Below are 25,537 nucleotides of genomic sequence, written 5' to 3'. Positions count from 1 at the left end.
GTCAGGAACCGACGCGCTCGATGATCAGTTCCCGGACGCGCTTGGCGTCGGCCTGCCCCTTGGTCGCCTTCATGACCGCGCCGACGATGGCCCCCGCCGCGGCGACCTTCCCGCCGCGGATCTTGTCCGCGACGTCGGGCTGCGCCGCCAGGGCTTCATCGATCGCCGCGAGCAGCGCCGAGTCGTCCGAGACGACCTTCAGCCCGCGCTTCTCGACGACGTCCCGCGGCTCGCCTTCACCGGCGAGCACACCCTGGACGACCTCCTTGGCGAGCTTGTTCGTCAGTTCACCGGACGACACCAACCCGATGACCTCGGCCACCTGCTTCGGCGTGATCGCCAGGTCGGTCAGCTCGACCTCGCGCGCGTTCGCCTCTTGGGCGAGGGTGTTGACCCACCAGCCGCGCGCCTCGTCCGGCTTGGCCCCGGCTTCGACCGTGGCCGCGACGAGGTCGACGGCACCGACGTTCAGCAGGTCACGCAGGGCTTCGTCGGAAAGCGACCACTCCTGCTGGATCCGCTTCCGCCGTTCCGCCGGCATCTCCGGCAGCGTGCCGCGCAGCTGTTCGACCCATTCGCGCGACGGCGCGATCGGGACCAGGTCGGGCTCCGGGAAGTACCGGTAGTCCTCGGCGGTCTCCTTCGTCCGGCCTGGCGACGTGGTGCCGTCGGCCTCCTGGAAGTGCCGCGTCTCCTGCTTGATCGAACCGCCCTCGGCGAGGATCGCCGCCTGCCGCGTCATCTCGTACCGGACGGCGCGCTCGACGCTGCGCAGCGAGTTGACGTTCTTCGTCTCGGTGCGGGTGCCGAACTCGGTCGCGTCCTTCGCCATGAGCGAGACGTTCGCGTCGCACCGCAGCGAGCCCTGGTCCATCCGGACGTCGGACACGTCGAGGGCGCGAAGCAGGTCACGCAACGCCGAGACGTACGCGCGCGCGACCTCGGGCGCCCGCTCGCCGGTGCCCTCGATCGGCTTGGTGACGATTTCGATCAGCGGAACGCCGGCCCGGTTGTAGTCGAGCAGCGAGTGCTCGGCACCGTGGATCCGGCCGGTGGCGCCGCCGACGTGCAGCGACTTCCCGGTGTCCTCCTCCATGTGCGCGCGCTCGATCTCCACGCGCACGACCTCGCCGTCGTCGAGCGTGACGTCGAGGTAGCCGTTGAAGGCGATCGGCTCGTCGTACTGCGAGGTCTGGAAGTTCTTCGGCATGTCCGGGTAGAAGTAGTTCTTCCGGGCGAACCGGCACCATTCGGCGATCTCGCAGTTCAGCGCGAGACCGATCCGGATCGCGCCCTCGACGGCCTTGCCGTTGACCGCCGGCAGCGCCCCGGGCAGGCCCAGGCAGGTCGGGCAGACCTTCGTGTTCGGCTCGCCGCCGAACTCGTTCGGGCAGCCGCAGAACATCTTCGTGTTCGTGTTCAGCTCGACGTGCACCTCGAGCCCGAGCACGGGGTCGAACCGCTCGACGACGTCGGCGTAGTCCATCAACTCGGCCACGGCAGTCACTTCGTTCCTCCCAGCTCCGGGACCTTGTGGATGAGCGCCCCACCAGCGGCGGCGTCGCGCGCGGCTTCGTATGCGGCGCCGACCCGGTAGAGCCGGTCGTCGGCCAGCGCCGGGGCCATGATCTGCAGGCCGACCGGCAGGCCGTCCTCGTCGGACAGCCCGCTCGGCACGCTCATCGCGGCGTTGCCGGCGAGGTTCGACGGGATCGTGCACAGGTCGGCGAGGTACATCGCCATCGGGTCGTCGACGCGCTCGCCGATCTTGAACGCTGTGGTCGGCGTCGTGGGCGAAACGAGGACATCGACCTTTTCGAAGGCGGCGTCGAAGTCACGCGTGATCAGCGTGCGCACCTTCTGCGCCGAGCCGTAGTAAGCGTCGTAGTAGCCGGACGACAACGCGTAGGTGCCCAGCATGATGCGCCGCTTGACCTCGGCGCCGAAGCCCTTCTCGCGGGTCAGCGACATGACCTCTTCGGCGCTGTGCGTGCCGTCGTCGGCGACGCGCAGGCCGTAGCGCATGGCGTCGAACCGCGCGAGGTTCGACGAGCACTCGCTCGGCGCGATCAGGTAGTACGCGGGCAGCGCGTAGACGAAATGCGGACACGAGACTTCGACGACCTCGGCCCCGAGCGCACGCAGCTGCTCGACGGCGGCCTGGAACGACCGCTCCACGCCCGGCTGGTAGCCGTCGCCGCCGAACTCCTTCACGACGCCGACCTTGACGCCCTTGAGATCACCGGTCATGCCCTGGCGGGCGGCGGCGACCACCGGCGGCACCGGCGCGTCGATCGAGGTCGAGTCCCGCGGGTCGTACCCGGCGATGACCTCGTGCAGCAGGGCGGCGTCGAGCACCGTCCGCGCGCAGGGGCCGGCCTGGTCGAGCGACGACGAAAAAGCGACAAGGCCGTAGCGCGAGACACCGCCGTAGGTGGGCTTGACCCCGACGGTCCCGGTCACCGACCCGGGCTGCCGGATCGACCCACCGGTGTCGGTGCCGATGGCGATGGCCGCTTCGAACGCCGCGATCGACGCCGACGAGCCACCGCCCGACCCGCCCGGGATGCGGGCGTGGTCCCACGGGTTGTGCGTCGGGCCGTACGCGGAGTTCTCGGTCGACGACCCCATGGCGAACTCGTCCATGTTCGTCTTGCCGAGAATCACGACACCGGCTTCGCGCAGCTTGCGCGTCACGGTCGCGTCGTACGGCGGGATCCAGCCTTCGAGCGTTTTCGAACCACAGGTCGTCGGCACGCCCTCGGTGGTGAGGACGTCCTTCAGCGCGAGCGGCACGCCGGCCAGCGGCGACGCGGGCGCGTCACCACCGGCGATGCCCTCGTCGACGGCCTTGGCGGCGGCGAGCGCGCCCTCGGTGTCGACGTGCAGGAACGCGTGGATGTGGTCGTCGACCTCGGCGATCCGGTCCAGGTGGGCCTGCGTGACCTCGACCGCGGACACCTCACGCGCGTGGATCTTCTCCGCCAGCTCCGCGGCGGTCAGCTTGATGAGCTCGGTCACTGCTCTTCCCCCAGAATCCGCGGCACCCGGAAACGCCCGTCCTCGGCGGCCGGCGCACCGGCCAGCGCCTGCTGCTGCGAGAGCCCGGGGACGACGACGTCCTGTCGGAAGACGTTCGTCAGCGGCACGGCGTGCGACGTCGGCGGCACGTCATCGGCGGCGACCTCGCTCACCTTGGCCACCGAGTCCAGGATCTGGTCGAGCTGGCCGGCGAAGACGTCGAGCTCGTCGTCGGTCACGGCCAGCCTGGCCAGCTTCGCGAGGTGCGCGACCTCGTCTCGGGAAATGTTGGGCACGCGGGTGACTCCCGGGTTGTGCTGTGCGGGTTGTCTCGGAAGCTGCAAGTCTATGGTGGCGGCGCGGGCGGACTCGACTGGGTTACGCCCGGCGCAGGCAGGCTGCCGTCCGGCGACGCTCGCATCCCGCCCGGCGGACAGCAGGTCCCACGAGCCGGGTGGGTCTGTCACAATCGGCGACCGGCATCGAGCGTCCCACGGCAAGGCTGGGACGCCAGAGGTGAGAGGGGCGCGTGGTGTCGTTCCTGATCCGGGTCATCCTTCCGGACAGCCCGGGGACCCTCGGCGCGGTCGCCACGGCGCTGGGCACGGTAGGCGCCGACATCCTCAGCGTCGACGTCGTCGAGCGCGGCACCGGAGTCGCGGTCGACGACCTGGTGGTCGAGCTGCCGTCGGGCCGCCTGCCCGACGCGCTGATCACGGCGGCCGAGAGCGTCGAAGGCGTCGAAGTGGACGCGGTCCGGCCGTACGCGGGCGTCCTGGACACCCACCGTGAGCTGGAACTGGTCGAAGAGATCGCGGCGCAGCCGAAGTCCGGCCTCGACATCCTCGCCGAGGGCGTCCCCCGCATCGTGCGCGCGGGCTGGGCGATGATCGTCGAGTACGCCGAGACCGGCGCGGTCCGTCTGGCTTCGTCGAGCGCGGCGCCGGAGACGCCGATCACGGATCTGCCGTGGCTGCCGCTCGAGCGCGCGACCGTCCTCGACAGCGAGGAAGCCTGGATCCCGGAGACGTGGAAGGAGCTCGGCACCGAGCTGGCGGCGACCCCGCTCGGCAAACCGGGCAAGGCCCTGCTCGTCGCCCGCCCGGGTGGCCCGAACTTCCGCGCCGCCGAGGTCGCCCGCCTGGCCCACCTCGCCGGCATCGTCGCGGTCGTCCTCGACGGCTAGCGCAGACCAATCCCGTCGTCGGAAAAGGGACGAGCCCCACGCGGGCTCGTCCCTTTTCCGGCAGCCCTGATCAGACGTCGATTTGGTAGGCGATCAGCGTGACGTGCGGGAACGGCCGCCAGTCCCGCTCGGCCAGGCGCGCGAACCCGAGCCGCTCGTAGAGCCGGTGCGCGCTGTGCATCCGGTCGAGACTGCTGAGCACCACCTTGCGGAGCCCGAGCGCGCGAGCGCGGTCGAACACGGCCCCGACCAGCGCGTCGCCGATCCCGCGCCCACGCGCCGAGGGCGCCACCGCCAGCATCCGGAACTCCAGCTCGCCCGGACGCGAGATCTCGGCGTATTCGGACCCCGGCTGCACGATCGTCACCGTGCCGACCACGTCGCCCGCCCGGTCCACGGCCACGAGGACCTCGGCCTCCTCGACCCGTCGCGCGACATCACGCAGCTTCGCGTCGTAGCCGACGTCGTCGGCGAGGTGACCGTCGGCTTCGTACGCCTGCACTGTGACCTCGCCCGCCGCGGCGTACTCGTCGGGCCGCGGCGGCCGGATCTCGACATCACCCATCCGTCTCCCCTGAGTCTTCTTCGGCAGTCTCGTCGCCGGCCGGCAGCGCCACCTCCTGCGCCGCCTCGGGCCCCTGCTCCAGCAGGACGCGGAAACCGGCTTCGTCGAGCACCGGCACCTTGAGCTGCACCGCCTTGTCGTACTTCGAACCAGGCGAATCCCCGACGACGACGAAGGCGGTCTTCTTCGAGACCGACCCGGCAGCCTTCCCGCCCCGGGCCATGATGACTTCCTTCGCCTCGTCGCGCGAGAACCCGTCGAGCGAGCCCGTCACCACGATCGACAGACCTTCGAGGTTGCGCGGGATCGAGTCGTCGCGCTCCTCCTCCATCCGCACCCCGGCGCGTCGCCACTTTTCGACGATCTCCCGGTGCCAGCCGACTTCGAACCACTCCTGCGTCGCGCGGGCGATGGTCGGCCCGACGCCGTCGACGTCCGCGAGCTCTTCCTCGGTCGCCTGCTCGATGCGCTCGATCGAGCCGAACTCGCGCGCCAGCGCCTGCGCCGCGGTCGGCCCGACGTGCCGGATCGACAAAGCGACCAGCACCTTCCACAACGGCCGGTCCTTCGCCACTTCCAGGTTGGCGAGCAGCTTCCGCGCGTTCGCCGACAATTCGCCGGCCTTGGTGCGGAACAGCTCGACCTCGGCGAGGCTGTCCTCGTCGAGGTCGAAGACATCGCCTTCGTCGGCGATCACCCGCGCGTCGAGCAGCGCGGCCGCCGCCTCGTAGCCGAGGACCTCGATGTCGAAGGCACCGCGCCCGGCCAGGCTGAACAGTCGCTCCCGCAGCTGCGCGGGACAGAAGCGGCTGTTCGGGCAGCGGATGTCCTTGTCGCCTTCCTTCTGGTAGGCGAGTTCGGTACCGCAGGCCGGGCAGTGGGTGGGCATGACGAACTCGCGCTCGTCGCCGGTCCGGGCGTCCACGACCGGCCCGAGGACCTCGGGGATGACGTCACCGGCCTTCCGGATGACGATCCGGTCGCCGATCAGCACGCCCTTGCGCTTGACCTCTTCCTGGTTGTGCAGCGTGGCCCGCGCGACGGTCGACCCCGCGACCTTGACCGGCTCGGTGACGGCGAACGGCGTCACCCGCCCGGTCCGCCCGACGTTGACCTGGATGTCCAGCAACGTCGTGATGGCCTCTTCTGGCGGGTACTTGTACGCGATCGCCCACCGGGGCGCGCGCGACGTCGTGCCGAGCCGGCGCTGCAACGCCACCCTGTCGACCTTGATGACCACGCCGTCGATCTCGTGCTCGGCGTCGTGCCGGTGTTCACCCCAGTAGGTGATGTGCGCGGTGAGTTCGTCGGCCGACGTCAGGACTTTGCTGTGCGGCGACACGGGCAGGCCCCACGCCGCCAGGGCGTCATACGCCTCCGACTGACGCTGGGGCTCGAAGCCGTCGCGCTTGCCCAAACCATGGCAAATCAGCCGCAGCCGCCGCTCGCGCGTGATCTTCGGGTCCTTCTGCCGCAGCGAGCCGGCCGCGGTGTTGCGCGGGTTCGCGTACGGCGGTTTCCCCGCTTCGACCATCTTCGCGTTCAGCTCGAGGAAGTCCTCGACGCGGAAGTAGACCTCGCCGCGCACCTCGACCAGGGCGGGCACCGGGAACTGGTCAGTTGCCGTCAGCGTCTCCGGGACCTGGTCGAGCGTGCGGACGTTGAGCGTGACGTCTTCGCCGGTCCGGCCGTCTCCGCGGGTGAGCGCCCGGGTGAGGTGACCGTTTTCGTACAGGAGGTTGATCGCCAGGCCGTCGATCTTCAGCTCGGCCAGGAACTCGGTCCGCCCGACCTCCTTCTCGACGCGCTCCACCCAGGCCAGGAACTCCTCGGTGTCGAACACGTTGTCCAGGCTCAGCATGCGCTCGAGGTGGTCGTACGCGGTGAACTCGGTCGAGAACGTGCCCCCGACCCGCTGGGTCGGCGAATCGGGCGTGACCAGCCCGGGGTACTCGTCCTCGAGCTGCTGCAGTTCGCCCAGCAGCTCGTCGAACTGCCCGTCGGAGATGATCGGCGAGTCCAGGACGTAGTAGCGGAACTGGTGGTTGCGCAGTTCCTCGGCGAGGGCGCCGTGCCGCTCGCGCACGTCGGCCGGGACGTCGGTCACGTCCTCGGCGGTCTGGTCCTGGGGAAGGTCGGTGCTGCTCACGGGTGGTAACCCTAGTCGGCGGTACCGACATTTTCGTCGTGGTCGCCGCCCAGCCCGCGGACCAGTTCACGGAACTCCAGAAGGGTGATCGCCCCGGCCGGCTCGACGGCCGCGGTCTCGACGCGGCGTAACCGTTCGGCGGCCAGCCGTTCACCCAATGTCGCATCGAGCGGCAGGAAGGTCATGGTCTGCCGGGTCGCGTCGTCGAGGTCCCCGAAGCCGGGGTGGAAGACGGCGACGTCGACCACTTGCTCGGCGTCGTCCACCTGCGCGACAACCCGGACATCGGCCAGCGCGATCCGGCGCTCCCCCAGGTTCACCGTGACCTCGGTCGGATCGGGCACGGGCGGAACCGAGTCGTGGTACTCCCAGATCGCATCGTCTGGCGGCGCGGCAGCGCGCCACGCGTCGGTGAACGGCCGGACCGCCGGATCCTCCTGACCGGTCACCACCAGGGCGTAGATCGCCTGGCGGCCACGTTCGAGCGAGAAGTGCAGCCGCGGGTGGAGCGCCTCGACCAGCTGACACAGCTCATGTTCGACCCGGTGCGGTTCGCCCTCGCCCAGCGCCGCGCTGACCATCGGCAGCAGTTCGAACCAGCCGTGCCAGAACGCCTCCGCGGCCGCCGCCGGGTCCTCCGGCACGGGCTGCTCGGGCCACGCGGTACGCGGGTCGGGCGGATCAGCGGCGGCGTTCTTGCGGCGGAACAGGCGCATGGTTACGGGTGATCCTCGTTCGGTCGGCTTCCCCGACACGCTACTTGCCGTCCGGAACGGACGTCGGCGAGTTGCCGGATTCCGTCACCAGCCTTCGGGCGGCTCGACGAAGGCTTTGCCGAGATCCCGCGTCAACGCGAGGGCCCGGCGCATCCACTCCGGCGTCGCACCGGCGAGGCCACAAGCAGGTGTCGGCACGGCCCGTTCGGCGAGGACGCTGCGGTTGAAACCGAGCCGGTCGGCCAGCCGGAAGGCCGGCTCACCGACGTCCTTGAGGCTCGGCGGAGCCCCCGGAGCCGTTGTCGGAACCGCGCCCAAGAACAGCGTGGCGCCGCCGTCCCACACTTCGCCGATCTCGTCGAGGAACGCAGCGGAGGCGCCATCGAGCGCGGCCAGGTCGAAGGCCAGCGCGTCCGCGCCGGCTTCCCGCAGCAGCCCCAGAGGCGGTTGCGCGGCACAGCAGTGCAGGATCACCGGCTGGCCGGTGATGCGCCGAGCGCCGTCGATCACAGTGGCAAGCAGCTGGCGGGCTTCGGGCGCCGGCACGGCCGGGACGTTCCCGTAGCCGGACGGCGTCGACAGACCACCGGCCAGCACCGTGGGCAACGACGGCTCGTCGAACTGGACGACGACCGGCGCACCGGTCCTGGCCTGCACTTCCGCGACGTGTTCCGTGAGGCCGTCCAACAGCGACGACGTGAAGTCCCGCAAGGCGCCGTGGTCGGTGAGCACCCGGTGACCTCGGGGAAGTTCGAGCCCGGCGCCGAGCGTCCACGGCCCGGCCACCTGGACCTTGAAGACGGGCGGGGTGACCCCGGCCTTTTCCCGCGCCTCCTGCACGGCGTCGAGGTCCCAGCGGAGCAGGTCGACCGCCCGGCGGTGCTCGTGCCCGGGCCGGGAGGCGACGCGGTAGCCGCTCGGCACGACATCGACGGCCAGGTCGACGAGCAGCGCGGCGGTCCGGCCGAGCATGTCGGCCCCGACCCCGCGGGCCGGCAGCTCGGGCAGGTGCGGGAAGTCGGGCAGCTCGCCGAACACGACCGCCGCCGCTTCGGCGGGGTCGTTGCCCGGCATCGAGCCGATCGCCGTTGCGGCCCCGACGGGCCAGATTCGCTCGCTCACGACCACGGATTCTCGTCGACCACCGGCCGTCGGCGCCGACCGGGCCGGTGTAGCGGGGCACCGAGATGCGGACATTCACCACATAACCGTTGGGTGGCACCACGAGCGGGTCCGCAGCGATAGGCTGACCGGCCATGACGAGTTCGCCACCGCAGCCGGGCTGGTACCCCGACGCGCGGGACCCCCGTCTGCATCGCTGGTGGGACGGCCGGGCGTGGACCGCCGACACCCGGCCCGCCTACCAGCCCCCGCCGCCGAGCGATTCCGAGCCGATCGAGCTGGACATCGAACGCGCCCACGACCCGGCCCGGATCCAGAACCAGGTCCATCGGGCGACACGCGGCCGGGGCGGTGCCCACAGCGGGGGCGGCACCCTGTTCACCGAGCCGGTCCTGGTGGTCAACCAGCGCGCGAAGCTGATCGAGATGGCCAACGAGTTCGGCGTCTTCGACCAGAACGGCAACCGGCTCGGCGGGGTCGTCGAGGTGGGTCAGAGCACGCTCAAGAAGGCGATCCGGCTCCTGACCAACTACGACCAGTTCCTGACGCACAAGTTCGAGGTCCGCGACGCCAACCACAGCACCGTGCTGAAGGTGACCCGGCCGGCGAAGGTGTTCAAGTCGCGGTTCCTCGTCACCAGGGCCGACGAGACCCCGATCGGCGAGATCGTCCAGGAGAACGTGTTCGGGAAGATCCGGTTCGGCTTCGTCGTCGACGGCCGATCGGTCGGCGGGATCTTCGCCGAGAACTGGCGCGCCTGGAACTTCTCGATCCGCGACCACGCCGGCACCGAGGTCGCCCGGGTGACCAAGACCTGGGGCGGCTTCCTCAAAGCCGCCTTCACCACGGCCGACAACTACGTCGTGGAGATCCCGAACCCGCTGGCAGACCCGCTTGCGAGCATGGTGATCGCCGCGGCCCTAACGATCGACACCGCTCTGAAGCAGGACACCGACTGATCGAGTGACCGGCGTCTCAGCGCCACCAGGTGGACAGCGGGCCCAGCACAGCTCAGGGTGAAGAAAGGCCGGGACACCGCAGTCTCGCCGGGACGGAGGTCACCGTGGAACCGTTGCCGGAAAGCACCGACCGAAACTGGACCGAGCCCGGAATCTACGAGGTTTCGGACGGCGTCTATCGGATCCCGTTGCCCCTGCCGAACGACGCGCTGCGCGCGGTCAACGTCTACGCGGTCACCGACGGCAAGAAGCTGGTCCTGGTCGACTCGGGCTGGGCGCTGGACGTAGCTCGCCAACAGCTTGCGGCCGCCCTCGGCGGGATCGGCGCCGAACTCGCCGACGTCAGCGAGTTCCTCGTCACCCACGTACATCGGGACCACTACTCGCAGGCCGTTGTCCTCCGTCGTGATTTCGGCTCGAAGATCGCCCTCGGCCAGGACGAAGAGCCATCCCTCAAGGCATCGGGCAATCCCGAGCGGCTGCCGATGGAGGCCCAGGTCGACCTCTTGTACCAGGCCGGAGCGGGCGAAGTCGTGGAAGCGCTGGCCCGGGAATTCGGCACGGATCGTCGGCACACCGAAGCCGACCTCTGGGAAGCGCCTGACGAATGGCTGACACCGGGCCCGCGCCCGATCCTGCCCGGGCGCGAGTTCGACGTCGTCGCCACTCCGGGGCACACGTCCGGGCACGTCGTCTTCGTCGACGACACCGCCGGCCTGTTGTTCTCCGGCGACCACGTACTGCCGCACATCACGCCCTCGATCGGGTTCCAGCCCGTACCGGCCGAGTTGCCGCTCAACGACTTCATCGGCTCCCTCCGCCTGGTGCGTGCAATGCCGGACCGCCGCATGCTTCCCGCGCACGGCCCAGTGTCCGAAAGCGTGCACACGCGGGTCGACGAGTTGCTCGAACACCACCGTAAGCGCCTCGAGACAATCGGTGCCCAAATCGCGGCCGGCGCGACCAGCGCGTACGAAGCGGCGCACCGGATCGGCTGGACCCGCCGCAACCGCAAACTGTCCGAAATGGACTCGTTCAATCAAACACTCGCGGTGCTGGAAACTGCGGCCCACCTCGACCTCCTGGTGTCACAGGGCAAACTGCACGCTCAGGTCGTCGATGGTGTCCGACGCTACACGCTGCCCTGACGTTCCTGCCGCCAGCACTACGAGTAGCCGCCTCGTAGCAGTTATGTCCGTCGGCTGCCCTGCTGCATACTGGGTGAAATGGATGTCATCAGACGCGCCCGGGCCACGGACATCGAGGCGCTCGTGCGCCTGTTCGGCGCACCAGGCAAACCGCTGGCAACCGCGCTTCGGGAACTCATGAACGACCCGCACGTCACGTTGGTCGTGGCGGAGGACGACAACGGCGTCGCCGGCACCGCACAGCTGACGGTGCTGCGAGGTCTCGCTTGGGAAGGCGCGCCTCGCGGCCTGCTCGAGGGTATCCGCGCCGCTCGACGTGGGGTGACGAGCGCACTGCTGACCTGGGGCATCGACGAAGCGCGGCGACGCGGGTGCACACGCATCCATCTCGATTCCGGCCTCAACCGCGGCGACTTGCGAGACTTCTACGCCCGCTTTGGATTCGAGTACAGCTACCAAGGATTCACCCGCGTCCTGTGATACTGGCGCCGTGACCGACTACACCATCCGCAGGGCCCAGCGTGACGACGTCGGCGCGATCGTGCGCATGCTGGCGGACGACCAGCTCGGCGCCACCCGGGACGATCCTCGCGACCTGAAGCCGTATCTGAGCGCCTTCGACGAGATCGACGCCGACCCGAACCAGCTCCTGGTGGTCGTCGTGTCTGGCGACGAGCCGGTCGGCACCTTGCAGCTGACGATCATCCCCGGCCTGGCCAGGCGTGGCGCGCTGCGGGGTCAGATCGAAGCCGTCCGGATTCATGCCGATCATCGGGGCTCCGGACTGGGAGCCGACCTCGTGCGCTGGGCGATCGACGAGTCACGGCGGCGCGGATGCGCACTGGTGCAACTCACGTCAGACGTTTCCAGAACGGACGCACACCGGTTCTACGAGCGCCTCGGATTCACCCCCAGTCACACGGGATTCAAGCTCAAGTTCTGAGCAGCGGCGCCACAACAGGCGGCAAATCCTCGACTGTCCATTTTGGATACGTACCCCTTTCGGGTGATCAGCGCGGACGTTCTCATACGCGCGACGATCCCGAAGGAACCGCGATTAGTCAAGCAAAGGGCGCGAATGGACCGTTCGCGCCCTTTCGATGACTTTCGTCGCGTGCCGTCGTACGGTCGGATACATGACATCTTCACAGCCACTCCACCAGCTCGTTCCCACGTCGACCGGTCAGGGCATCGACGACGAACTACCGTCGAGTCTGCAGTCGTTCCGCACCAACCCGAACTCGTTGCAAGACATGGAAGACGACCAGGTCGTAGACCTCATCCGCGATACCGACGCGGAAATCTCGAAGCTGCAAGCACTTCAGCTGAGAGCGATCGCGGACCTGAGCGTGCGCCGGAGACGGGCGCCAAGCGCATCTTCGGAAGTAGCGTTGGCGTTGTCCATAACGGAACACCGCGCCAGCGCCATCGTTTCCGCGGCCAACGCGCTGATCGCCCGTCTCCCCCGCATGCTCAACCTGATGGATGACGGCCGGCTCGACCTCTATCGCGCCATGAAGGTCACCGACGCGACATCATGGCTGTCGGGAGATCACGTACGCGTCGTCGATGCGACGTTGGAGGACCGGGTTCCTGGGCGAAACGCGACGCAGGTCCGCAGAGCCGCGGCCTACGCAGCAGCGAAGGTCGATCCCGAGGGAGCTGCGCTCCGGACCGAGCGAAAGCTCGTCGAGCGGCGGTTCACCATGCACCACCAGGACACCGGCGTGACCAATGTATCGGTCAGCAACGCACCGACCGAGAAGGCAACTGCTGCCTACGCCCGCGTCGACCAGGCCGCCCGAGCGTTGAAAACCGCGGACGAGCCGCGAACGCTGGATCAGCTCCGCGCGGATGTCGCTATCGACCTGCTCCTCAGCGGCACCGGCGGCCCCGGCGCGCGCACCGAGGTCTTCCTGCACATCGACCTGGCCACTTATCTCGGACTCGGCCAGTCTCCGGCGACGTTGGCCGGCGGCGGGCCTATCGCGGCCGCGGTGGCGCGCCACATCATCAGTGGGGCGGACACGACGCTCCGCCGCGTTCTCACCGACCCGCGAACGGGTCAGGCGACCGAACTCTCCCCGACCCGCTACCGGATCCAGCAAGACGAGTTCATCCGGGTCCGCGACCAGGAATGCCGTCAGCCCGGATGCACTCGCCCCGCGCAGAACTGCGGTATCGAAGCGACTCGCACAAAGGGCGAAGCCGAAGGAACTGCCGACCAGCCGATCACCTACTGCGCACGTCACCGCAGGCTCAAGGGACAGCCCGGCTGGAACTACGAAGTCACCTCGGACGGCACGGTCAACGTCGCAACTCCCGCTGGACAGGTCCATTCGACCACGCCGCCGTCGGTGCACCCGACCCGCCGACGGGTGCACCGATTTTGGAAGAGGCCAGGAACGTGACCGCTACTCAGCGGGTACCGGAGATCTTCGCGCTGCCGAGGACGATGTCTCCGCCGTCGGGATCGGGACGGTAGAGAACGACGACCTGGCCGGGAGCAACTCCCCGCAGCGGCTCGCGCAAGTGCACTGTCATGGTGTCGGCATCCACGTCGGCAACCGCGTCCACGATGCCTCCGTGAGCCCGCACCTGGATCACGCACTCGGTAGGTTCGGTCAGTGGCCGGCCGCTGGGCCAGATCGCCCGGTCGGCTTCGATCACCTTGACACCGAGCCCCGCCACGGAGCCGACCTTGACGGACCCGGACACCGGTTCGAGCGAAAGGACATACCGAGGGCGGCCATCGGGCGCCGGAGCGTCGATCCCGAGGCCCTTGCGCTGGCCGATCGTGAAGCCGTGCACGCCGGTGTGCTGGCCGAGAACCGCACCCGTCTCGGCGTCCACGAGCTCGCCGGGCCGCTGCCCCAGCCGGTTCTCCAGGAATTTCTTGGTGTCGCCGTCCGGGATGAAGCAAATGTCGTGACTGTCCGGCTTGTTGGCAACGGACAAACCCCGTCGCTCGGCTTCCGCCCGCACGTCCGTCTTCCAAGAATCGCCGAGGGGGAACATGGCGTGGCTGAGCTGTTCCGCGGTCAGCGAGGCGAGAACGTACGACTGGTCCTTGCCACTGTCTGCACTACGGCGCAACTCGGGCACACCGTCTTCCACGGAGAGGCGCGCGTAGTGGCCGGTTGCGACCGCGTCGAACCCGAGTGCCATCGCCTTTTCGAGAAGCGCCTCGAACTTGATTTTCTCGTTGCAGGTGACACACGGATTTGGGGTACGCCCGGCAGCGTATTCGCCGACGAAGGTCTCGACGACCTCTTCGGTGAAGCGTTCGGCAAAATCCCAGATGTAGAAAGGAATTCCGAGGATGTCCGCGGCCCGCCGGGCGTCGTGGGAATCTTCGATCGTGCAGCAACCGCGTGAGCCGGTCCGCAGCGTTCCTGGTTTGGCAGACAGCGCCAGGTGCACACCGACGACATCGTGCCCGGCGTCGACCGCGCGCGCCGCGGCGACCGCCGAATCCACTCCTCCGCTCATCGCGGCCAAAACCCGCATTGCCTTACACCTCTTGCTTCTGAGTCTGCTTGCGCATTCCGGCGAGGCCGGCTTGCCGGGCGCGCATGACGACGCCACCGATCTCCGCGGCGACCGCCTCGACGTCCGCGGCAGTGGTTGTGTGGCCAAGAGAGAAACGAAGCGAACCGCGAGCGGCTGCCGGATCGGCTCCCATGGCGAGCAGTACGTGGCTGGGCTGGGCGACGCCTGCCGTGCATGCCGAGCCCGTCGAACATTCGATGCCCTTGGCGTCCAGCAGCATGAGAAGACTGTCGCCGGCGCACCCCGGGAATGTGAAGTGGGCGTGGCTGGGCAGCCTCGCGCCATCTCCACCGTTGAGGAGGGCGTCCGGGACCTCGCGCTGAACGGCTTCTACGAGCCCATCTCGGAGTTCCTCGACGCGCTTCGCGTATTCGGCTCGAGTCGCGACGCTGGTTCGGACAGCAGCCGCGAATCCCGCAATCGCCGGGACGTCCAGGGTGCCGGAGCGGACATTGCGTTCCTGGCCGCCGCCGTGCAGCAGGGGCACACACGGTACGTCGCGGCCAAGGAGAAGGGCTCCCACTCCGAAAGGACCACCGAGCTTGTGGCCGGTCAGGGTGAGCGCAGCAGCGCCACTGGCCGCGAAGTCGACCGGGACGGCACCGACGGCCTGGACGGCGTCGGTGTGGAAGGGGACTCCAAATTCGGCGCAGACCGCCGCGAGCTCGGCGATCGGGTTGACCGTGCCGACCTCGTTGTTCGCCCACATCACGGTGGCCAGCGCCACCGTTTCCGGGTCCTCGGCGATGGCTGCGCGGAGGACGTCTGGCAAGACCCGCCCTTGGCTGTCCACGTCCAGCAGAACGACCTCAGCGTCGCTGCGGGCTTCGAGCCATTCGACGGTGTCGAGCACCGCGTGGTGCTCCGCTGCGCCGCACAGGATGCGACGGCGCTGCTCATGCTCGTCGTGGCGAGCCCAGTACATGCCCTTGATCGCCAGGTTGTCGCTCTCGGTGCCGCCGCCCGTGAAGATTACCTCGGAAGGGCGAGCGCCCAGGGCTTCCGCGATGGTCTCGCGGGCTTCCTCGACCATGCGCCGGGCCCGGCGGCCCGACGAGTGCAGCGCCGAGGCGTTGCCCACGGTGGACAGCGCCTCGGTCATCGCCGCTATGGCTTCGGGCAACATCGGAGTGGTTGCCGCGTGGTCGAGATAGGTCATCGCTCCTTCAGGGTAGTCCGCTCCAGCGCGTGACGAAGCCCACCCTGGCTCTCGAAGTGGCCTGTCACACCTTTGACGGCCACCGCCCGGTCAAGCGGACGCCCACCAGCGCGAGCACCACCAAGGCCACTGTGAGCAGGGCCATCGCAGGCGACGGGTTGAGCACCGAGCCGACCACGCCGAGCAGGACGCCGCCCAGGCCGATGAGCAGCGCCGAGCCGACCCAGTCCGCCAGCTGCATCGCCGACGTGTTGAATCCCCGCTCACCTTCGGGTGAGTAGCGGAGCAGGAGGACAGAGATGGCGGGCATTGCGATCCCCATGCCGGCGCCGCCGACCGCGCACGCCGCGAACGCCGACCACTCGGGGCACCACGGCTGCGAAACCAGGCCGAAGCCGACGAGGCCGGCCGCGACCAGCCAGAACCCTGTGCGCAGTGATGCCTCCCTCGACCAGGTGAGATAGCGGCCCTGGGCTGCTGATGCCGCGGACCAGCCCAGCGCCGTGATCGTCAGGGGCAGCCCGGCGAGGGCTGGGCTGTAGCCGTGGATCGCGCTCATCGTCAGGGGCAAGTACGCCTCCATTCCCGCATACGCGCCGGCGATCAGGGCGCGGGAGGCGACGACCGTCGGTAGACCGGGGCGAGAGGTCAGCGTCCCGACCGGCAGCAGTGTCCGGAGCGCGTAGGCCAGCGCGATGAGGCCGACCGTGCCGTAGCCCAGCGCGACGAACGACTGGTGCTGGACGGCCCACGTCAACGCCGCGACGCCGAGTGCGGCGATGATCGCCTGGGGCACGCTTGCCCGTCGTCCGCCTGTTGCTGGTGCGTGCGCCGGCAAGCGCCGGACGACCACCGCCAGCATGACGACCCCGATGGCGACCAGCGGGACCAGACCGAGGAACACCCAGCGCCAACCGACGCTGACCGTCACGACTCCGGCCACCGAGGGGCCGATGACCGCCGGCAGGACCCAGGCCGCCGCGTTCGCGGCGTAGATCACCGGGCGTTCGTGGTCGGTGAACGTCAGGGCTATCAGGAGTGAGACCGAAACCAGGAGCAGGCCCGAGCCGAAGCCCTGCAGTGCGCGGCCGAGGAGGAACACCGGCATTCCGGTTGCCGTCCCCGCGACCACGAGGCCGGCGGCGAACAGCAAGGGCCCCGCGAGCAGGGCCGGTGCCGGGCCGCGGCGGTCGCCGATGCGGCCCGACAGCACCGTTGCCACCACGCTGGCGATCAGGAAGATCGTGAACGGCCACGAATAGAGGGACAGCCCGTCGAGGTCGGCGACCAAGGTCGGCATCGCCGTCGCCACGCCCATGTTCTCGAACGCGACCAAGGTGACCACGAGCAGCAGCACGATCGTGGTCAGCCGGTGTTCCGGGCTCCAGAGCACGCTTCGGCGACGGGGAGCGGAGTCGATCGTCGAGGCCATGATCAGCAGCGTGCAACCTCCAGCCCGGTGGAGGTCAAGGCGGTTCAGGCGGACCGGTGCGCCACCGGTTCCAGCGGGAGGTCGCGGGCCAGTGCGGCCGCTTCGCCGCGGGAGCTCACGTTCAGCTTGTCGAGGATGTTGCGGACGTGGAACTTGACCGTGTGCTCGCTCAGCTGCAACTGCTCGGCGATCTGCCGGTTCCGCAGGCCTAGGGCCTGTCCTCAAAGCGGTGGGTGATCTGCTTTGATCTTCGGTCGTGGTGCGTAGGCATGAGCTGACCGATGAGCAGTGGCAGGTCATCCAGCCGTTGCTGCCTGTTTCAGGTGCGAAGGGGCGTCCGCGGGTGGATGACCGGCGGGTGATCAACGGGATGTTGTTCAAGGCCAAAACCGGTGTCACGTGGCGGGACCTGCCGGAGCGGTATGGGCCGTGGAAGACCGTCTACAACCGGTTCTGGCGCTGGTCACGCACCGGCACCCTGTCCGTCCTGGTGGCGAAGGTGCAGGTGCTGGCCGAGGCGATCGACGAACTCGACCGTGAAGTGTCGGTCGATTCCAGCATCGTGCGGGCGCATCAGCACGCCGCCGGCGCCCGCCGCGCACCGGTGTCTCACACAGGGGGTGAGCGGATCCTGCGGCGGGCAGAGCGAGCCAGGTGATCATGCCATCGGCCGGTCCCGCGGCGGACTCACCACCAAGATCCACCTCGCCTGCGACGGCCACGGACGACCGCTATCGGTCATGCTGACCGGCGGCAACGTCAACGACTGCACCCAGTTCACCACGGTCATGGCCGGCGTCGAGTTCCGCCGCCCTGGACCGGGGCGACCAGCGACCCGCCCGAGTCGGGTGCTGGCGGACAAGGGCTATTCCAGCCGCGCGATCCGCTCCTACCTGCGACGACGGCACATCCCGGCGACGATTCCCGAACGCCGGGACCAGCAAGCCAACCGGCTACGCCGCGGCCAGGCCGGTGGCCGCCCACCGGCCTTCGACCGCACCGCCTACAAACGCCGCAACGTCGTCGAACGCTGCTTCAACCGCCTCAAGCAATTCCGCGCCATCGCCACCCGCTTCGACAAGACCGCCACCTCCTACCGGAGCATGATCGACCTGGCCACCCTGCTCCTCTGGCTTTGAGGACAGGCCTTGCGAAATACCCGACAACACCTCCAGTTCGCGCGGGTTGAGCCGGTCGAGCGGGCGCAGCTCCGGCGGTTCGGGCACGCCGAGCGGGAGGACCGCAGTGACCGTCGTGCCCCAGCCCGGCACGGCGTCGACCTCCCAGTGGCCGCCGAGGGCGGTGAGGCGCTCGGTCAGCCGGCGGGGCGGGACCGCGTCCGCCACTTCCGGGCCGTCGTCGCGGACCGTGATCCGCAGCAACGAGCCGTCCACGCGCCAGGACGCCCGCAGGCGCGTGGTCGCCGGGCGGTCCAAGGCGCCGAGCACGAGGCCGCGGGTCAGCGTCCGTGCCGTGTGGGCGATGTCCTGCGGGAGGGACGCGTCGCCGACCGGTGCGGGCAGGTCGACGTCGACTTCCGTGTGCCGCGCCAGGTCGGCCAGCTGGGTCTTGAGGACCTCGAACGCCGCGTCCACCTGCTCCGCGGACAGGACTTCGTCGCGGTCTACGACACCCTTGAGCTCGAGCAGCGCGGCGGCAGCCAGCTCGACCGCGGTGCGGCGGGCGACGACGTCGGAAAGCCGGCCCGAGCGGAGCACCGCCAGGATCGTGACCAGGGTTGCCGCGTGCGTCTGGCCGAGGTCGGTGATCGCCTGGGCGCGCGCGGACGCTGCCGCGAGGCTGCCGGCCAGGACGTCCGGGCCCGGGTCGGCCGCGCGCTGGCCCGCGTCGGTGCTGACGATGTGCCACAGCCGAGCTGCCAACTCCAGCTCCTCGGACGGCGGCTCCGCGGCCTCCGGCACCACCGCGAGGACCGCGCCCTGGCCGACGGCCGGTGTCGCCGCGAGCAGGACGAGACGGCGTTCGACGCCGCCGAGCACGCCGTCGACCACCAGGGCCTTGCCTGGTTCGCTACGGTCGGTCAGGCGCTGCAGCTCGACGGTCGTCACGGCCCGGGTGAGGGCTTCGTCGCCGAGGACCTTGAGCGGGCTGCGGGGACAGTCGCCCGTCTGCATCGCGACCGCGCGGTGCGGAACCAGCTTGCCCAGCTCGGCGGAGAACCGGCTGAGCAGCTGGGGCCGTGGCGCCGACAGCAGCCGCTCGACGACGTCGAGCACGTGTCGCGGATCCGACCAGGAAGCGTCCATGCCGTCCAAGGTAGGCGCGTCCACGATCGGGGGACCTGCTCGTCCGGCTAGTGAACTCTGCTCGTCCGGGCGGTTCGCCGCTTCCGCCGGGCGAGTTGACTTCCCGGGGAGGACATTCGAACCGAAGGTCACGAACCAAGGAGCGAAAACCACCATGCGAGCGATCACCTTCTCCGCTTACGGCGGGCCGGACGTCCTGCAGCTGTCCGAGGTGCCGGTGCCGGAGCCCGGCCCGGGGCAGGTGCGGCTGGCCGTCCGGGCCGCCGGGATCAACCCGATCGACTGGAAGATCCGCACCGGCGCCATGCAGCAGAACTTCCAGGTCGCCTTCCCGCACACCCCCGGCGTCGAGGTGGCCGGTGTCGTCGACGCCGTTGGCGAAGGTGCGGACTTCGCCGTCGGTGACGAGGTGTTCGGCTGGTCCGAGACCGGCGCCTACGCCGAGTACGCGCTGGCGAAGGCCCTCGCGCCGAAGCCGGCGAGCATCTCGTGGGCGGACGCGGCGGCCCTGCCGGTCGCCGGCGAGACGGCGCTTCGCGTCCTCGCGCTGCTCGAGGTCCGCGAAGGCGAAACACTGCTGATCCACGGCGCCAGCGGCACGGTGGGCCGGTTCGCCGCACAGGTGGCCGTGGCGCAGGGGGTGACCGTCATCGGCACCGCCGGCAGCCGGAACCTCGACGACCTGAAGTCGCTCGGCGTCGTCCCGGTGCGCTACGGCGACGGCTGGCTGGAGCGGGTCCGGGAGGCCGCGTCCGGGCCGGTGGACGCCGTGTTCGACGCCGCCGGGCACGGCGTGCTGCCCGGTTCGGTCGAGCTGCGGGGGACGAAGGACCGGATCATCACCATCGCCGACAGCGCGGCGTTCGAGCTGGGCATCCCGTTCTCGAGCGGTGGCGAGCAGTCGCGCGAGGTGCTGACCGGGATCGCCGGCTGGGTGACCGACCGCGGCGTCCGGATCGCGCAGGGCAAGAGCTACCCGCTGGCCGAGGCGGCCGCCGCGCAGGTCGAGAGCGAAGGCGGGCACCCGGGCGGCAAGCTCACGCTGTCCATCGGCTGAACCGGGAACGGGCCCGGCACCGGATCTCGGTGCGGGCCCGTGCACGGCAAGAACGCACGCCTCCCAATCCGGGCCTGCCGCCGGATCGCGGCGGCAGGACCCGGATCACTTCGCGGGAGGCGAAGCCAACGGTGCCGGCGGGCGGCTCGGCGTGCGGCGTTTCCGCTGCGCCGGGATCTGCACCGTGCCCAGCGCGGAATGGACCGCCGCCTCGGCGAGGGCGGCCAGTTCGCGGCGGGTCTCCGCGCGGCCCGGGGCGATCTCCGGGCAGATGTGGACCTCGAGCACCAGGCCGCGCAGGGCCGCGACCCGGCGCAGCGACGCGATCAGCGACTCCGGGCCGATGAACGCCGGGCGGCTGGTCTCGCGGCCGTCGGCGAGGCGGTAGCGCAGCGCGATCGGGCGGACCGGGACGCCGCCGTCGATGGCCGCCTGGAACGTCGCCGTCGTGAAGTGGCCTGAGGCCAGGCCGCACCACGTCGTGCCCTCCGGCGTCACGCTCACCAGCGAGCCCGTCCGGAGCGCGTCGGCCAGTGACGCCATGGTGGCCGGCAGGGTCGTCAGCCGCTCGCGGTCGAGGAAGATGCTGCCGCCGCGGCGGACCAGGCCGCCGAGCACCGGCCAGCTCGCGATCTCCTTCTTGGCCAGCGCGCGCATCGGGCGCAGCGCGTTGATCGCGACGATGTCCAGCCACGAGATGTGGTTGTTGACCACCAGTGCGCCACGGCCGGCCGGCGCGGTCAGGAAGTCCGCGCCGCCCCGGATGTCCAGCCGGACGCCGAACGCCCGGAGCACGCCGAGGAAGATCAGCCGAAGCAGACGCTCGCGGCCAGGGGCGACCAGCAGCAGGGGCGCGGACAGCAACGCCGTGAGGACCACCGCGATCGCCGCCGCGAAACGCAGGACCCGGCGCGGGAGGCCGACCACCGGGTCGTCGGCGGTGAGACAGCCGTCGCCGCACGGCGACGTCGGCATCCAGGCGTGGCTCATGACTGGACCCCGAGGAAGAACTTCAGGTACCGCTCGTCGACGTTCTGCAGGTCCAGCACGACGAAGAAGTCCGCGACACCGAAGTCGGCGTCGAGCGCGGGCGGTCCGTAGGCCTTGGCGCCGAGCCGGACGTAGCCCTTGATCAGTGGCGGCAAAGTGGGCCGCGCCGGGCGCTCGATGCCCGAGGCGTCCCAGGGGATCAACGGCGTGACGCGGGCGGCCTCGTCGGAGTAGTGCTTGGTGCGCAGGATGTCCCACACGCCGGCGGCGAAGGAGCCGTCGCCGGACAGCGGGACCGAGGCGCAGCCGGCGAGGTAGCGGTGGCCGGACAGCAGCATGTAGCGGGCGATCCCGGCCCAGACCAGGCTGACCACGGCGCCGCTGCGGTGGTCCGGGTGCACGCACGACCGGCCGGTTTCGACCAGCGACGGCCGCAGGGCGTCGAGTGCGCTCAGGTCGAATTCGCTGTCGGCGTACAGCTTCCCGGCCTGGACGGCACGCTCCGGCGGCAGCATCCGGTAGCAGCCGACGATGTCGCCCGTGTTGTCGTCGCGGACCACGAGGTGGTCGCAGAACTCGTCGAACTCGTCGACGTCGAGACCGGGCCGCGGGGAGTGGAGGCGCGCACCCATTTCCTCGGCGAAAACCCGGTGCCGCAGTTTCTGTGCGGCGACCACTTCGTCGTTCGCGTGCGCGACGAGAAGCGAGTACCGGGGGGCGTCGGCGGGGAGCTGGGCACCCGCCTTATCGGTGCTGACGAGGAGCTGTGACGTCGTCATGGTCAAGGTGTACCTGCGCGGAGGAAGCCGCGGAGAGTGCGATCCGATGACCGATTAGTGCACGTTCAGTTAATGGCGGGTTCTCAGGCTCTTCTCAGGTCCCGGAAACGCGCGAAGGGCCTTCCGGGAGCTCCCGGAAGGCCCTTCGGACGAGGGGCTCAGCCCTTGCGCTTCTCGACCGCCTCGGTCAGCTGCGGCGCCACGTTGAACAGGTCGCCGACGATGCCGAAGTCGGCGATCTCGAAGATCGGCGCCTCGGCGTCCTTGTTGACGGCGATGATCGTCTTCGACGTCTGCATGCCGGCGCGGTGCTGGATCGCGCCGGAGATGCCGAGCGCGATGTACAGCTGCGGCGACACGGTCTTGCCGGTCTGGCCCACCTGGAACTGCGCCGGGTAGTAGCCGGAGTCGACGGCGGCACGCGAAGCGCCGACAGCCGCGCCGAGCGCGTCGGCCAGCTTCTCGACGACGTCGAACTTCTCCGCCGAGCCGACGCCGCGGCCGCCGGAGACCACGATCGAGGCCTCGGTCAGCTCGGGCCGGTCACCGCCGGTCACCGGCTCGACGCCGGTGATCTTGGTCGCCTTCGCCGCGTCGACGGCGGGGATCTCGACGCTCTCCTCGGCCGCCGCGCCCTCGGCCGGCTCGGCCTCGACCGCACCCGGGCGGATGGAGACGACCGGCGCGCCCTTCGCGGACTTGGACTTGACCGAGAACGCGCCACCGAAGATGGACTGGTCGATGACGCCGTCGCCGTTGACGCCCACGGCGTCGTAGATCAGGCCGGAGCCCAGGCGCACGGCCAGGCGGGCGGCGACCTCCTTGCCCTCACCGCTGGCGGTGACGAGCACGGCCGCCGGGGACGCCTGCTGCGCGAGCGCGGCGAGCACGTCCACCTTGGGCGTGACCAGGTAGTTCGCGGCGTCGTCGCCTTCCGCGACATACACCTTGGCGGCGCCGTGCGACGCCAGCGCCTGCTTCGCCTTGGCGGCGGTCCCGGTCGGGCCGACGACGACGGCCGACGGCTCACCGAGCGCGCGGGCGGCGGTCAGCAGCTCGAGCGTGACCTTCTTGACCTCACCGTCGACGTGGTCGACGAGGACGAGTACTTCAGCCATGTTCTTGTTCCTCCTCGAAGAGCCGTTGTCAGATGAGCTTCTGGCCGACCAGGTACTCGGCGACCTTGGTGCCGCCGTCGCCCTCGTCTTCGACCTTCTCGCCGGCGGTGCGCGGCGGCTTCGGCGCGGATTCGGTCACGGTGGACCACGCGTTGGCGAGACCGACCTCGCCCGCGTCGACGCCCAGGTCGGCGATGGTGAACGTCTCGACCGGCTTCTTCTTCGCGGCCATGATGCCCTTGAACGACGGGTAGCGCGGCTCGTTGATCTTCTCGCCGACGCTCACGATCGCGGGCAGGCTCGCCTCGAGGTGGGTCAGGCCGTCCTCGGTCTCGCGGGTGGCCTTGATCGTCGAACCGTCGACGGTAAGCTCACGCACGTAGGTGACCTGCGGCAGGCCCAGCAGCTCGGCGAGGATCGCCGGGATGGCGCCGCCGCGGCCGTCGGAGGACTCGTTGCCGGCGATGACCAGGTCGAAGCCCTCGACCTTGCCGATGGCGGCGGCGAGGACCTTCGCGGTGGCGATCGCGTCCGAGCCGTGCAGCGCCGCGTCGGAGACGTGGATGGCCTTGTCGGCGCCCATGGACAGCGCCTTGCGGATGGCGTCGGTCGCGCGGTCCGGGCCCACCGAGATCACGGTGACCTCGCCCTCGCCGGCTTCCTTGATCTTCAGCGCTTCTTCGACGGCCTTCTCGTTGATCTCGTCGAGCACGGCGTCGGCGGATTCGCGGTCAAGGGTGTGGTCGGACCCGTTGAGCTTCCGCTCCGAGTAGGTGTCCGGTACCTGCTTGACCAGGACGACGATGTTGGTCATGGGTCTGCTTCGACCTCCCGGTTCGTGGCCCGCGGTCGACCACGGGACAGTGCTCTACTGGCCGGTAGATTAGGGCCAATCGGCGCGCAGGACCCGTCGAGGTGACGCCATTCACCTGGATGCGCAATTTACCGGGACGATCGTCCCAGTAGTCTACCGGTTACCCCACCCGAAAGGCCGTTCGTCCGATCGGACCAACCACGGCCTACTCCCGGTGGGTGTGAGGCATTAATCTCCGGCACCATGCCCGCGCGCATCGCCGTCATCACCGACTCGAGTTCCTGCCTGCCCGACATCGTCGCCTCCCGGTGGGCGATCGGGGTCGTCCAGATCCAGCTGGACCTGGGTGGTCACCTCGACGACGAAAACCGCTACGACCGCGGCGAGGTGATCGACGCGATGAGAGCCGGGCAGACGATCACCACCGCGCCCCCGGATCCGGGGGCGTTCTTCTGGACCTACCAGGAAGCGGCCGCGGCGGGCGCGACCGCCATCGTCAGCATCCACATCTCCGGCCGCATGTCCGACACCGTCCGCGCGGCGCGGGAGGCCGCCCAGCAGGTCCGCATCCCGGTGCACGTCCTCGACAGCCGGACCACCGGGATGAGCCTGGGCTTCGCGGCGGTGTCTGCGGCCCGGACGGCCGCGGCGGGCGCGGACGCCACCCGTGTCATCGAAGCCGCCGAACGCCGCTGCCTCACCAGCACCGAGTTCATCTACGTCGACACGCTGGAGTACCTCCGCCGCGGCGGGCGGATCGGCGCCGCGCAGGCCATGCTCGGGAACGCGTTCTCGATCAAGCCGCTGCTCACGGTCAAGGACGGCGAGGTCGCGCCGCTGGCGCGGGTGCCCGGCACGCGGCGTGCGCTGGCGAAGATGGTCGACCTCGCGGTGAAGAAGTCCGGCGGGTTCCGCGCCGACATCGCCGTGACCCGGTTCGGCGCCAGTGATCACGAACTCGAGATCGGCAGGCAGATCGAACGCCGGGTGCCCGCGATGGCCGAGAGCATGGTCGTCGAGGCGAGCACGGTCATCGGCGCGCACCTCGGCCCGGGCGCGCTCGGCATCACGGTGTCGCCGGTCGGCTGACGCGCCGCCCCGGGATCGCCAGCACCACGAGCGGAACCACGACGCCCGAGCCTGTCGTCGCGATGATCAGCACCTGGTCGATCTGCGCGAAGTGCGACACGTGGCCGAGGTGGTAGAGGAAGTGCGGCAGGCCGAACAGCAGCCCGGCCACTCCGGCGAGCCGCGCCACGGTTGTGGTGCCGATCACGGCGGCGCCGAGCAGCAGGGCGGCGAGCGTCAGGTTGAGGCCGCCGAAGTCGCGCAGGAGGTGCTCGTTGAAGGGCCCGTCCATGGCGACCCAGCCGGTGCGAAAGCCGGGAAAGTCCTGGTAGAAGCCGGTGGGCGAGACCAGCGGCCAAGTTCCGGCCACAGCTTCGACCAGGCCGAAGAAAGCGAGCAGTACGCGGGTGATGGTTCGTTGCATGACGGCGGAAC

23 protein-coding genes and 3 pseudogenes are annotated in these 25,537 nt (G+C 69.8%); 9 read left to right on the top strand and 17 right to left on the bottom strand.

Going from position 1 to position 25,537, the window contains the following annotated elements; all coding sequences use genetic code 11:
• Position 1 precedes the first annotated feature (1 nt).
• From gatB to gatC, 3 genes are read right to left on the bottom strand one after another with little or no spacing between them, the layout of a single operon-like run.
• Complete coding sequence (gene gatB / locus AB0M93_RS15260) at positions 2-1,507, bottom strand: Asp-tRNA(Asn)/Glu-tRNA(Gln) amidotransferase subunit GatB (protein WP_364273358.1); 1,506 nt, start codon at positions 1,505-1,507, stop codon at positions 2-4.
• The gene (gene gatA, locus AB0M93_RS15255; RefSeq protein WP_364273356.1) at positions 1,504-3,021 is read right to left on the bottom strand and encodes an Asp-tRNA(Asn)/Glu-tRNA(Gln) amidotransferase subunit GatA; all 1,518 of its coding nucleotides are present in this window, start codon (positions 3,019-3,021) and stop codon (positions 1,504-1,506) included. The genes gatB and gatA overlap by 4 nt, the downstream gene beginning before the upstream one ends.
• Entirely contained in the window at positions 3,018-3,317 is a 300-nt protein-coding gene (gatC, locus tag AB0M93_RS15250; protein WP_364258800.1) for an Asp-tRNA(Asn)/Glu-tRNA(Gln) amidotransferase subunit GatC, read from the bottom strand. The genes gatA and gatC overlap by 4 nt, the downstream gene beginning before the upstream one ends.
• A 236-nt stretch (positions 3,318-3,553) precedes the next feature.
• On the opposite strand from gatC, the gene AB0M93_RS15245 reads away from it, so the two are divergent.
• Positions 3,554-4,207, top strand: coding sequence for an amino acid-binding protein (locus tag AB0M93_RS15245; protein WP_364273353.1), 654 nt, complete (start codon positions 3,554-3,556; stop codon positions 4,205-4,207).
• Between the two features lie 70 nt (positions 4,208-4,277).
• Here AB0M93_RS15245 and AB0M93_RS15240 read toward each other — a convergent pair whose 3' ends face one another.
• The 4 genes from AB0M93_RS15240 to AB0M93_RS15225 form a co-directional block, all read right to left on the bottom strand.
• Positions 4,278-4,772, bottom strand: coding sequence for a GNAT family N-acetyltransferase (locus tag AB0M93_RS15240; protein ID WP_364273350.1), 495 nt, complete (start codon positions 4,770-4,772; stop codon positions 4,278-4,280).
• Entirely contained in the window at positions 4,765-6,921 is a 2,157-nt protein-coding gene (gene ligA / locus AB0M93_RS15235) for an NAD-dependent DNA ligase LigA (protein ID WP_364273347.1), read from the bottom strand. The genes AB0M93_RS15240 and ligA overlap by 8 nt, the downstream gene beginning before the upstream one ends.
• A gap of 11 nt (positions 6,922-6,932) precedes the next feature.
• Complete coding sequence (locus AB0M93_RS15230; protein ID WP_364273345.1) at positions 6,933-7,637, bottom strand: hypothetical protein; 705 nt, start codon at positions 7,635-7,637, stop codon at positions 6,933-6,935.
• Between the two features lie 84 nt (positions 7,638-7,721).
• Positions 7,722-8,759, bottom strand: a complete 1,038-nt coding sequence (locus AB0M93_RS15225) for a methionine synthase (RefSeq protein WP_364273342.1) — start codon at positions 8,757-8,759, stop codon at positions 7,722-7,724.
• A 134-nt stretch (positions 8,760-8,893) separates the two neighbouring features.
• Between AB0M93_RS15225 and AB0M93_RS15220 the strand changes: the two genes are divergently transcribed.
• The 5 genes from AB0M93_RS15220 (at position 8,894) to AB0M93_RS15200 (ending at position 13,277) form a co-directional block, all read left to right on the top strand.
• Positions 8,894-9,718 carry a phospholipid scramblase-related protein gene (locus AB0M93_RS15220; RefSeq protein WP_364273339.1) on the top strand — a complete coding sequence of 275 codons (825 nt, stop codon included), beginning with the start codon at positions 8,894-8,896 and terminating at the stop codon, positions 9,716-9,718.
• A gap of 104 nt (positions 9,719-9,822) precedes the next feature.
• Complete coding sequence (locus AB0M93_RS15215; protein WP_364273336.1) at positions 9,823-10,866, top strand: MBL fold metallo-hydrolase; 1,044 nt, start codon at positions 9,823-9,825, stop codon at positions 10,864-10,866.
• A 78-nt stretch (positions 10,867-10,944) separates the two neighbouring features.
• On the top strand, positions 10,945-11,346 hold the full coding sequence (locus AB0M93_RS15210) for a GNAT family N-acetyltransferase (RefSeq protein WP_364273333.1): 402 nt from the start codon (positions 10,945-10,947) through the stop codon (positions 11,344-11,346).
• A 10-nt stretch (positions 11,347-11,356) separates the two neighbouring features.
• On the top strand, positions 11,357-11,809 hold the full coding sequence (locus AB0M93_RS15205) for a GNAT family N-acetyltransferase (protein ID WP_364273330.1): 453 nt from the start codon (positions 11,357-11,359) through the stop codon (positions 11,807-11,809).
• Positions 11,810-12,002: 193 nt separating this feature from the next.
• Positions 12,003-13,277 (top strand): DUF222 domain-containing protein, encoded by a 1,275-nt coding sequence (locus AB0M93_RS15200; RefSeq protein ID WP_364273327.1) that lies wholly within the window; start codon positions 12,003-12,005, stop codon positions 13,275-13,277.
• 7 nt (positions 13,278-13,284) lie between these two features.
• Here the strand turns inward: AB0M93_RS15200 and mnmA are convergent, their stop codons facing one another.
• From mnmA to AB0M93_RS15180, 4 genes and pseudogenes are all read right to left on the bottom strand, one after another.
• Positions 13,285-14,376, bottom strand: a complete 1,092-nt coding sequence (gene mnmA, locus AB0M93_RS15195) for a tRNA 2-thiouridine(34) synthase MnmA (protein ID WP_364273324.1) — start codon at positions 14,374-14,376, stop codon at positions 13,285-13,287.
• A 4-nt stretch (positions 14,377-14,380) separates the two neighbouring features.
• Positions 14,381-15,577: a cysteine desulfurase family protein gene (locus AB0M93_RS15190; protein ID WP_364273321.1), complete on the bottom strand. Its 1,197-nt coding sequence runs from the start codon at positions 15,575-15,577 to the stop codon at positions 14,381-14,383.
• Positions 15,578-15,641: 64 nt separating this feature from the next.
• Positions 15,642-17,009: an MFS transporter gene (locus AB0M93_RS15185; protein ID WP_364273318.1), complete on the bottom strand. Its 1,368-nt coding sequence runs from the start codon at positions 17,007-17,009 to the stop codon at positions 15,642-15,644.
• 44 nt (positions 17,010-17,053) lie between these two features.
• Positions 17,054-17,218, bottom strand: a pseudogene (locus AB0M93_RS15180) (LuxR C-terminal-related transcriptional regulator); the annotation flags it as partial.
• A gap of 50 nt (positions 17,219-17,268) precedes the next feature.
• On the opposite strand from AB0M93_RS15180, the pseudogene AB0M93_RS15175 reads away from it, so the two are divergent.
• Positions 17,269-18,148 (top strand): annotated as a pseudogene (locus AB0M93_RS15175) (IS5 family transposase).
• On the opposite strand, the pseudogene AB0M93_RS15170 reads toward AB0M93_RS15175, so the two are convergent.
• A pseudogene (locus tag AB0M93_RS15170) lies at positions 18,143-19,276 on the bottom strand (helix-turn-helix transcriptional regulator); the annotation flags it as partial. The pseudogenes AB0M93_RS15175 and AB0M93_RS15170 sit on opposite strands and share 6 nt — an antisense overlap.
• A 154-nt stretch (positions 19,277-19,430) precedes the next feature.
• On the opposite strand from AB0M93_RS15170, the gene AB0M93_RS15165 reads away from it, so the two are divergent.
• Entirely contained in the window at positions 19,431-20,333 is a 903-nt protein-coding gene (locus AB0M93_RS15165) for an NADP-dependent oxidoreductase (RefSeq protein WP_364273315.1), read from the top strand.
• Between the two features lie 105 nt (positions 20,334-20,438).
• Here the strand turns inward: AB0M93_RS15165 and AB0M93_RS15160 are convergent, their stop codons facing one another.
• The 4 genes from AB0M93_RS15160 to AB0M93_RS15145 all read right to left on the bottom strand — a co-directional run bounded on the left by AB0M93_RS15160 (position 20,439) and on the right by AB0M93_RS15145 (position 24,034).
• A complete protein-coding gene (locus AB0M93_RS15160) occupies positions 20,439-21,323 on the bottom strand; it encodes a lysophospholipid acyltransferase family protein (protein ID WP_364273313.1) in 885 nt (294 codons plus the stop codon).
• A complete protein-coding gene (locus tag AB0M93_RS15155; RefSeq protein WP_364273311.1) occupies positions 21,320-22,102 on the bottom strand; it encodes a GNAT family N-acyltransferase in 783 nt (260 codons plus the stop codon). Before AB0M93_RS15155 ends, AB0M93_RS15160 begins: the two co-directional genes overlap by 4 nt.
• Before the next feature lie 158 nt (positions 22,103-22,260).
• Positions 22,261-23,220 carry an electron transfer flavoprotein subunit alpha/FixB family protein gene (locus AB0M93_RS15150; protein WP_364273309.1) on the bottom strand — a complete coding sequence of 320 codons (960 nt, stop codon included), beginning with the start codon at positions 23,218-23,220 and terminating at the stop codon, positions 22,261-22,263.
• A 28-nt stretch (positions 23,221-23,248) separates the two neighbouring features.
• A complete protein-coding gene (locus AB0M93_RS15145) occupies positions 23,249-24,034 on the bottom strand; it encodes an electron transfer flavoprotein subunit beta/FixA family protein (RefSeq protein WP_364273307.1) in 786 nt (261 codons plus the stop codon).
• 243 nt (positions 24,035-24,277) lie between these two features.
• Between AB0M93_RS15145 and AB0M93_RS15140 the strand changes: the two genes are divergently transcribed.
• A complete protein-coding gene (locus AB0M93_RS15140; RefSeq protein WP_364273305.1) occupies positions 24,278-25,123 on the top strand; it encodes a DegV family protein in 846 nt (281 codons plus the stop codon).
• Here AB0M93_RS15140 and AB0M93_RS15135 read toward each other — a convergent pair.
• Positions 25,101-25,526, bottom strand: a complete 426-nt coding sequence (locus tag AB0M93_RS15135) for a hypothetical protein (RefSeq protein ID WP_364273302.1) — start codon at positions 25,524-25,526, stop codon at positions 25,101-25,103. The genes AB0M93_RS15140 and AB0M93_RS15135 overlap by 23 nt on opposite strands.
• Positions 25,527-25,537: the final 11 nt, after the last annotated feature.

The sequence above is a fragment of the Amycolatopsis sp. NPDC051102 genome (assembly GCF_040682815.1).
Lineage (GTDB): Bacteria > Actinomycetota > Actinomycetes > Mycobacteriales > Pseudonocardiaceae > Amycolatopsis.
Note: the sequence above shows the minus strand (reverse complement) of the source record. Positions and strands in the feature narration are given on the sequence as shown.

Excerpts from the sequence above, each read along its gene's own strand:
- AB0M93_RS15240 (WP_364273350.1), bottom strand. The coding sequence starts at position 4,772 with ATGGGTGATGTCGAGATCCGGCCGCCGCGGCCCGACGAGTACGCCGCG.
- AB0M93_RS15230 (WP_364273345.1), bottom strand. The coding sequence starts at position 7,637 with ATGCGCCTGTTCCGCCGCAAGAACGCCGCCGCTGATCCGCCCGACCCG.
- AB0M93_RS15220 (WP_364273339.1), top strand. The coding sequence starts at position 8,894 with ATGACGAGTTCGCCACCGCAGCCGGGCTGGTACCCCGACGCGCGGGAC.
- AB0M93_RS15210 (WP_364273333.1), top strand. The coding sequence starts at position 10,945 with ATGGATGTCATCAGACGCGCCCGGGCCACGGACATCGAGGCGCTCGTG.
- AB0M93_RS15200 (WP_364273327.1), top strand. The coding sequence starts at position 12,003 with ATGACATCTTCACAGCCACTCCACCAGCTCGTTCCCACGTCGACCGGT.
- mnmA (WP_364273324.1), bottom strand. The coding sequence starts at position 14,376 with ATGCGGGTTTTGGCCGCGATGAGCGGAGGAGTGGATTCGGCGGTCGCC.
- AB0M93_RS15190 (WP_364273321.1), bottom strand. The coding sequence starts at position 15,577 with ATGACCTATCTCGACCACGCGGCAACCACTCCGATGTTGCCCGAAGCC.
- AB0M93_RS15185 (WP_364273318.1), bottom strand. The coding sequence starts at position 17,009 with ATGGCCTCGACGATCGACTCCGCTCCCCGTCGCCGAAGCGTGCTCTGG.
- AB0M93_RS15165 (WP_364273315.1), top strand. The coding sequence starts at position 19,431 with ATGCGAGCGATCACCTTCTCCGCTTACGGCGGGCCGGACGTCCTGCAG.
- AB0M93_RS15160 (WP_364273313.1), bottom strand. The coding sequence starts at position 21,323 with ATGAGCCACGCCTGGATGCCGACGTCGCCGTGCGGCGACGGCTGTCTC.
- AB0M93_RS15155 (WP_364273311.1), bottom strand. The coding sequence starts at position 22,102 with ATGACGACGTCACAGCTCCTCGTCAGCACCGATAAGGCGGGTGCCCAG.
- AB0M93_RS15150 (WP_364273309.1), bottom strand. The coding sequence starts at position 23,220 with ATGGCTGAAGTACTCGTCCTCGTCGACCACGTCGACGGTGAGGTCAAG.
- AB0M93_RS15145 (WP_364273307.1), bottom strand. The coding sequence starts at position 24,034 with ATGACCAACATCGTCGTCCTGGTCAAGCAGGTACCGGACACCTACTCG.
- AB0M93_RS15140 (WP_364273305.1), top strand. The coding sequence starts at position 24,278 with ATGCCCGCGCGCATCGCCGTCATCACCGACTCGAGTTCCTGCCTGCCC.
- AB0M93_RS15135 (WP_364273302.1), bottom strand. The coding sequence starts at position 25,526 with ATGCAACGAACCATCACCCGCGTACTGCTCGCTTTCTTCGGCCTGGTC.